The sequence below is a fragment of the Phycisphaerae bacterium genome (assembly GCA_018003015.1).
Lineage (GTDB): Bacteria > Planctomycetota > Phycisphaerae > UBA1845 > PWPN01 > JAGNEZ01.
The window spans coordinates 40,958-48,865 of sequence record JAGNEZ010000049.1 but is presented as its reverse complement, the minus strand read 5'-3'; the positions used below and the strand labels follow the sequence as shown (position 1 = coordinate 48,865).

The 7,908-nt window shown below is 64.6% G+C and carries 4 protein-coding genes; 3 read left to right on the top strand and 1 reads right to left on the bottom strand.

Annotated features, from left to right (window positions below; genetic code table 11):
* The 3 genes from KA354_18345 to KA354_18335 all read left to right on the top strand — a co-directional run.
* The coding region (locus tag KA354_18345) for a hypothetical protein (GenBank protein MBP7936606.1) at positions 1 to 1,308 on the top strand (1,308 nt) is incomplete at its 5' end.
* A 71-nt stretch (positions 1,309 to 1,379) separates the two neighbouring features.
* Positions 1,380 to 3,842 carry a BNR-4 repeat-containing protein gene (locus KA354_18340; protein ID MBP7936605.1) on the top strand — a complete coding sequence of 821 codons (2,463 nt, stop codon included), beginning with the start codon at positions 1,380 to 1,382 and terminating at the stop codon, positions 3,840 to 3,842.
* 264 nt (positions 3,843 to 4,106) lie between these two features.
* Positions 4,107 to 4,745: a peroxiredoxin gene (locus KA354_18335; GenBank protein MBP7936604.1), complete on the top strand. Its 639-nt coding sequence runs from the start codon at positions 4,107 to 4,109 to the stop codon at positions 4,743 to 4,745.
* Between the two features lie 161 nt (positions 4,746 to 4,906).
* Here the strand turns inward: KA354_18335 and KA354_18330 are convergent, their stop codons facing one another.
* A complete protein-coding gene (locus KA354_18330) occupies positions 4,907 to 7,741 on the bottom strand; it encodes an insulinase family protein (protein MBP7936603.1) in 2,835 nt (944 codons plus the stop codon).
* Positions 7,742 to 7,908 lie beyond the last annotated feature (167 nt).

Here is a 7,908-nt window from a genome sequence, read left to right as displayed (position 1 = left end):
GTGGTGGTCAACGGCATCGTGTCGGAGGCGGAGCAGGTGAACGTTTACCTCGACGGAAGCCTGATCGGTTTGGCAAGCGGGAGTCCGCACGGGACGCCGGCCACGCTGACGGTCCCGATCAGCGCAAGCCCTCCGCTGAGCGGCCTGGTCACGGCCGGGCAGGTGGTGAACGGGGTGGAGAGCTGCTGGCCCGCGCCAAGCGTGCAGGTCAACAACTGTGCGGCCGTGGGAGCGGTCTCGATCCAGGGGGCTCTCGTGCTCGGTGACACCACCGTCACCGTGGTGGGCATCGATGCGGCCGCCACGACGGTGAACGTGTATGCCAACGGCACAGCGCTCATCGGCACTGCGCCGACCGAAGGGGCCACGAGTGTGATCGTTACGGTTTCCCCGCTGCCGCGCGATGCCCGTATTTCGGCCACTCAGGTCATTCGGCGGGTCGAGAGCTGCATGCCGACCGGCGTGGAGGTCATCAACGGGAGAATCACCTACGTTGACGCGGTTCCGAACACCACCGGGACGGACGGCAACACGACGCTCGACGGGGCCCTGGTGGATCTCATCGTTCTCCCAGACGACCCCAGCGGCAACGTCACGACCGCAGGAGTCGCCGACGACAACCTCTGGAACTGGCGGAGCATCGCGACCAATGGTGGCAGGATCTGGGAGACGGACACCAGCGGCACGGTGAACGAGAGCACCGCGCTGCTCAAGACGACGCTCTCGCTGCCCGCGGGGACGTACGACCTGTACGGCATTTTCTGGAACAACTCGCCTAGTTCGACCCTCAACAATGGTGTCTGGGACATTGGTTTCCGCGTCGGTGAGACGGGGCCCTTCAGCGTTTTCACCAGGTCCAATGCGTGGTTTGCCAGCGACGTGGGCACTCACGAGTTTGTGGACTCGACCCCGCCGGTGGTCACGCGTCAGGGCACACAGCCCGCGCAGGTGCTGCTGATCGCACCGCTGGGCCGATTCGAGACTGCCGGGCCGATTGACGTTTACGTGGATGCGTCGGGCACGACTTCGGCCAGCGATGACGAGCGCACATGGTATGACGGCATCGGTTACGTGGCCGCATGCCCCAGCCCGTTCGCGGACACGGACGGCGACCGGGACGTAGACCAGAAGGACTTCGGCGTTTTTCAGTTGTGCTACACGGGTTCGTCGTTCAGCGGAGCGCTGCCGTTCGAATGCGGCTGTCTGGATCACGTTCCGGACGGCAAGATCGACCTGGTGGACTTGGCCGCCTTCGTGAACTGTGTGAGCGGTCCGGCGGTTGCTGCTGATCCGAGCTGCGGCGATTGAGCCGTTCGCGGCGCGGTCGCAGCCTTGTGATGCCGGTCCCCGGGCGGGTCATGGAACGGGGGGCGTGGGGCATGGATCTGAAGTGGTTGTGCCGAAGGCTGCTGGCCGGTGTGGCGGCCATCGCGGTGACAGGCTCGTTGCCCTTGAGGGCGACCGACGATGTTGCCGGCGCCTTGACGATGCTCAACGACAACGGCGCCTGGTGCTGGTACCAGGGCGAACGGGCCATCATTCACGACGGCAAGCTGATTGTCGGCTCGGTTGCCGATGCCAACGGGGCGGGTGGAGCGGGGCGTGACGGCAACATCGAGGTCGCCACGTGCGACTTCCGCTCGGGCCGAATCACCCGGTTCGTTCTCCACGCCAACCTCGAGGCCGACGACCACAACTCCCCTGCACTGCTGGTCCGGCCCGATGGCCGGTACCTGGCCATGTATGCCCGCCACGGCTCGGACGCCCTGAGCCGCTGGCGGATTTCCGTGGACCCGGGGGATACCGCCGCGTGGTGGCCGGAACGGACCTTCGATCATGGGACGGGCGTCACCTACTCGAACCTCTATCGCCTGTCGGGCGAGAACGGCGGCGCGGGCCGTCTGTATGACCTAGTCCGCACGGTCGGCATCGACCCGAACCTGCTGACCTCGGACGACGATGGCCAGACCTGGGGCTATGCCGGGCGTCTGCTCGACTGGCCGACGCCCACGGGCGATCCCAAGTTCACTGGCTCCGACGGCAGTCGCCCCTACCTCCGCTACGCCTCGAACGGGGTGGACGAGATTCACTTCATCGCCAGCGATGACCATCCGCGGGCCTATGACAACAGCATTTACCACGGTGTGATTCGTGCCGGCAGGGTGTACGATTCCTTTGGCCACGTCGTTGACGAAAACGTTTTCGACGGCTTGGCCAAGAAGCCCAACGAATACGCCACGGTTTTCGACACTGATACCTCGCCTCTTGGTTTCGCCTGGACGACCGATCTTCGCCTGGACGGGCAAGTCCGTCCTTACGCCCTGTTCACCGCCCGGGCCAACCACAACGACAGCACGGACCACCGGTTCCTCTACGCCCGCTTCGACGGAGCGGCATGGCAGGTGCACGAGATCGCGAGGGCGGGCGGATACCTTTACGCCTCAGAGAACGACTACACCGGGCTTGGGGCGTTGGATCCGCATCGGGCCGACACGGTGTACATCTCCACCAAGATCGACCCCCGAACTCACTTGGCCGGTGCCCACTACGAGATCTACAAGGGTGTCACCGCGGACGGAGGGGCCGCGTGGACGTGGACGGCGGTCACCTCCAACTCGACGGTCGACAACCTCCGCCCGGTCGTGCCGCCCAGCGACGGCCCCCAGGAAGCCCTGCTGTGGCTGCGCGGCACCTACGCCAGCTACACGAACTTCAGCACCCAAGTCGTCGCTCTGCTGGTGCCCCCGCTGGCCTGTGCGGGAATACCTGCGGTCACGGTGGAGTCCCCGATTCTTCCGGGTGTGACGACCACCACGATCAGTGGCATTGTCCCCGAGGCCGAGAGCGTCCACGTTTACGTGAACGGCCTCACGTTGGTCGGCTCCGCCGCGGGCAATCCGCCGAACACGCCGCCCACGCTGACCGTCCCCGTCGCGCCGCTCGCGCTCAACGACCGGGTCAGTGCTCGACAGCTGGTGGCGGGACAGGAGAGCTGCGTACCGGCGTCTGAAGTGAAGGTGTGGGCGCCGCTGCGGATCACCTACGTTGACGCCGACCCCAGCACCGACGGGACCGACGGCAATACGACGATCAACGGCAGCTGGGTCAACACCGGCGCGGGCGGCAACGCCACCACCGGCACGAGCGCGGGATCGGGCAGTGACGTCAAGTGGCACATCCGCTCGCGGACAACGGTGAACGGCGGCGAGGTCTGGGAGGCGGGCGGGGCGGAAGTGCCCCCGATTCTGATCACCACCCTGACCCTCCCGGCGGGCACCTACGACCTGTACGGCCTGTTCTGGAACAATGCGGGCAACGCCGGTCTGTGGGACGTTCAGTTCCGGGTGGGCGCGTCGGGCCCCTTCACGACCTTCAGCAAGGGCAACGCGATCCTCTCGGCCGCCGATGGCAGCGACTTCGTCAACGCGACGACCACGCGGGACGACGCGGGCAACTATCAGGTGCTGATGATCGCCCCCCTGGGCCGGTTCCAGTTGACCGGAGCGATCGACATTCAGGTCAACGCGGCCGATCTGGTGTCAGGCAGCGTGGACGACCGAACCTGGTACGATGGGGTCGGGCACGCGCCGGTGTGCCACGTCCCCTTCGCCGATGCCGACGGCGACCAGGACGTGGACCAGGGCGATTTCGGGGCATTCCAGGTGTGCTATACCGGGCTGGGTGGCGGCGTTCCGAACCACTGCGCGTGCTTTAACCGCCCGGAAGGCCATTCCGGCAGCGACAACGACGTGGATGCCGCCGATCTGACTGCTTTCGTCGAATGCGTCACCGGGCCGGGGATTGGCTGGTCGCAGCAGCTCCGACCCGACTGCGTCCCATAGGACACGAGCCGTCTTTGGACTCCATCCTGTCCCGCCTGGTTCGCGGCCGCGGACCACGCGTCAGGTTCTTGTGATCCGTCTTCTGCTCACCCGCGCCCCGCAAGGGGAAGAACAAGGTCAACGATCGAGCGGGTGTACGGCGGGAGCGGTCGCGGATGGTGGTTTGGGGCCGGTCTTTTTGAGTGGTCGGTCTTCCGGAGGCGTACTAGAATCGACACACAGTTGGAGAGCCAAGGTGAGGACTTCTAACCCAAGGAGAGTGCTATGAGCAACGTCGAGGAGACATGCTGTCGCGAGCTGCAGGTAGGCAAACCTGCCCCGGCATTCAAGGGCACAGCCGTCGTGGGCTCGGAGTTCAGGCAGCTCAGTTACGAGAACGGGACGTTGATCGTCGGCGACCAGAAGTACACCGGCAAGTACGTTGTCTTGTTCTTCTACCCCCTGGATTTCACTTTTGTCTGTCCAACCGAGATCATTGCGTTCAGTGACCGGATTGAGGAGTTCGAGAAGCTCGGCGCGAAGGTGGTTGGCGCGTCGGTGGACAGTCATTTCACTCATCTGGCCTGGAAGAACACTCCGCGCAAGCAAGGCGGGCTGGGTGAGATCCGCTACCCGCTGCTGGCCGACCTGAACAAGGAGGCGGCCTGCAACTACGCGGTGCTGCTGGACGGCGGCGTCGCGGCCCGCGGCCTCTTCATCATTGACGACAAAGGGATTCTGCAGACCTACACGGTCAACAATCTTGGCGTTGGCCGGAGCGTGGATGAAGCCCTGCGGCTGATCCAGGCCTACCAGTACGTGGCCAAGAACGGCGAGGTGTGCCCGGCGAACTGGAAACCCGGCGACAAGACCATGAAGCCAGATCCAAAAGGTTCCCTAGATTACTTCAAGGACGTGAGATAGCCATTCCCGCCGGCTCGGGTCGGTTTCCGCGGCCCGGCAGTGGTCCTGGCCTGGTCGTTTCCGTACTTGTCACTCCTCGCGGAGGACGAGGGCGGGCCCGGTCGAGCCGGGGCAATGCAGGCGGACCCGATGGGTGAGTGGGCCGCGGGGAGGCCTGGCGGTCACGGTGTTCCGGCGGGCGTCTTCTCCTTCGCGTCCGCCGGCTGGGCGGGAACTGAGGCCGGGGCGACCGGAATGGCGGTCACGGTGAAAGCTCTGGCCGGGGTGAAGTACTTCCTGAACGTGGCCTGGATTTCCTCGGCAATCATGGATTCGATGGCCGCCTTGACCGTCTTCGGTTCGTCGAGGCTTCGCCCGCGATGGTCAAGATGTTCGAGCAGCTCGACCCAGTAGCTCGGTTCCTTCATTGAGATGTCGAGGGTATTGAGGACCTGCTTGCGGGCGTTCTCCAGTTCCTCGGGCCTGGGGCCCGACTCTGCGAACCGGGCGAAGAGCTTGTGGACCTCCTCGGCAACGCGTTCCGCGTTAGCCGGTTTGCACTTGGAGCCGGCCTGGAACGAGCCTGTGTCCCGGTAGATCCAGGAAGGTGAGAAGGACGCGCCGATGGAGTAGACGAGTCCCAGCTCTTCCCGGACGGTTTTGATCAACCGGCTGCTGAGGATATTGGCGGCGACCTGCATGGCTCGCCGGTCATCGACATTCTGGCCGTCGCAGGCCACGAATCCGGAGTACGCCACGGCGCTTGGTGTCACCGTAGCGACGTCGACCCTGCGATTCAGGGGTCCCCTGGATCGTGCCAAGGTTCGCAGCTTGTCCAGGTGCTCGACGCCGCGTTTGCGGGGGCCCAACGACCCGATGTAGCGTTCCACGAGGGGTCGGGCCTGTTCCCAGGTCACATCGCCGACCACGGCCACTTCGATTGGGGCTTCCTGGCAGAGTCGCTTGAACCAGGCCTGTCCCTGGGCCATGGAGAGGGCCTCGACGTTCTCCTTCTTGACGGTCATGCGCCGCGGATCGCCGCCGCTGAGCAGGTCGCTCATGGCCTCGCCCGCCTGGAATGCCACGTTGGTCTTGGCCTCCTCCAACTGGCGCAGGGTCTCGAGTTTCCAGTTCTTGAAGGCCGTCTCCTCGATTTTCCCGTCGATGAGCAAGGCGTAGGCCAATTGCAGCCCAGATTCCAGGTCTTTGGGCGAGCCGGAGACTCGGACCACGAAGGCGTCGTCGGCGTTTGCCCCGCCGCCCACACTGATGTTCTTGCCGAGCATCAGGTCGCGGACGGCGGTTGAACTGAGCCGCCCGGTCGCCGGGTTGCTGATTGCCAGGGCGGCCACGGAAGTGACTCCGAGGTTGGCCCGGATCTCCTCGATCCCGCCGCCAGCCAGGCTCATGGTGACCGTCACCGAGTCCTTCTTGTAGTCCATGAAGCGGTGGTGAACGCGAACGCCGTTGGATAGCCAGGCATGAGTCACGCCCAGGTCCTTGTCCTCGGTGCTCTCCGCCACCGAGCCCGGAACCGGAAGTGTAGCCAGGATGGCATCAGGGATCTCTTCGGTTCTTCGTGGCTCGACTTTCCGAGCCCAGGAGGCCCGAGCGGCCGCCAGAACGTCATCGCGGGAAGGGGCCTTGATGGTCTCCTTCTCCGGCAGGACCACGGTGTAGGCGAAGCCCCCTGGGGCGAAGCACTCCTTGAAAACCCGGCTGACTTCGCCGGCCTTGACGCTGGGCAGCAGTTTCCGAATCAGGTCGAGGCGTTGCTGGGCCGACATAATCGGGACACCATCATTGACGGCGTTGAGCATTGCGCTGAGCATGGAGCGTCCGTTTTCCGTCGGCTCGGTTCGGACGCCGCGTTCGGCTTGGGCGACGATTTCCCGCTTGACCAATTCCAGTTCCTTCTCGGTGAAGCCGTACTCATTGGCCCGACTGACCTCGCAGACAAGTTGCTCGAGCATTCTGGCCCAATCGCCCGGCTCGCCGCGGACGGCCGCCATGACGGTCATGGCTTCGTGGAACATGTCCGACACGTTCGCGCCCACCTGTCGGAAGGAGGCTTCGCCCTTCTTGACCATTTCGTCACACCGCCGGGAGAGGAGCCATCCGGCGAGTTCCTCGACCCGTTCCTTACGCCAGAGTTCCTCGGTGACAGCGGGGCCTCGCCCGGGAAGGAGAGCGAGGAGTTGAACGCTGCCGATGGTGACTTCCGGATCGGTGATGACGAACGCCCGTTCCCTGGGGAATGGTCTCAGCTCCGCCTTCAGCGGCGTCCGGCCCGGCTTTCGGGTCTTGACCGGGCAGAACCACTTCTCGATCAGAGGCTGGATCGGCTCGAAGGCGGTGTCCCCAACCATGAGGACGGTGACGTTCTCCGGCCGGTACCAGGTGTGGTAGTAGTCCAGGAACTCGCTGGGCGGGGCCGAGGCGATGACCTCCTCGATGCCGATCGGGAGGCGCTGGGCCAAGCGGCTGCCAGCGAAGAGTTCCGGCCACAGTTTGTCGCGGATTCGCTGTTCGGCGTTCTTTCGTCCCCGGGCTTCTTCGAGGATGACCGGCCTCTCCTTGTCGATTTCCTCGTCGGCCAGCGATGCCTGGAAGGCGAAATCGCTCAGGACCATCAGGGCCTTGTCGATCTGGGGCGGGTCGGTATTGGGCAAGTGGATCATGTAGCTGGTTCGATCGAAGCTGGTGCCGGCGTTCAGGTCGGCGCCGAATTTCATGCCGATGCTCTCGAAGTACGGGATCAGTTCGCCGGGCTTGAAGTGCTCGGTGCCGTTGAAAACCATGTGCTCCATGAAGTGGGCGAGTCCGCGCTGACTGTCCAGCTCGTTCAGCGAGCCGGTTCGGACATGCATCATGATGGACAACTTGCCCGGCGGATTGTCGTGCTTGCGGAAGAGCCAGCGCACCCCGTTGTCGCATTGGCCGGCCAGGGTGCGCGGATCGTGGGGAAGCAGATCAGCGGCCAGTGTCACAGAGGTCCAGCTGATCGTCGACACCATGAGCAGGAAACTGCGCCACCGATGAGATCCAGGTGCACTGGCTGTCTTCAAGTTTTCCATTGTCATTGGCTCCAACTGGATTCCGTAGCTGAGCTGACCGGCGATCGACGCCGCGCCCCTGCCTGCCAACCGCGGTCCGGTGCCAGCCTAGAGGCTGAGGGGGGACC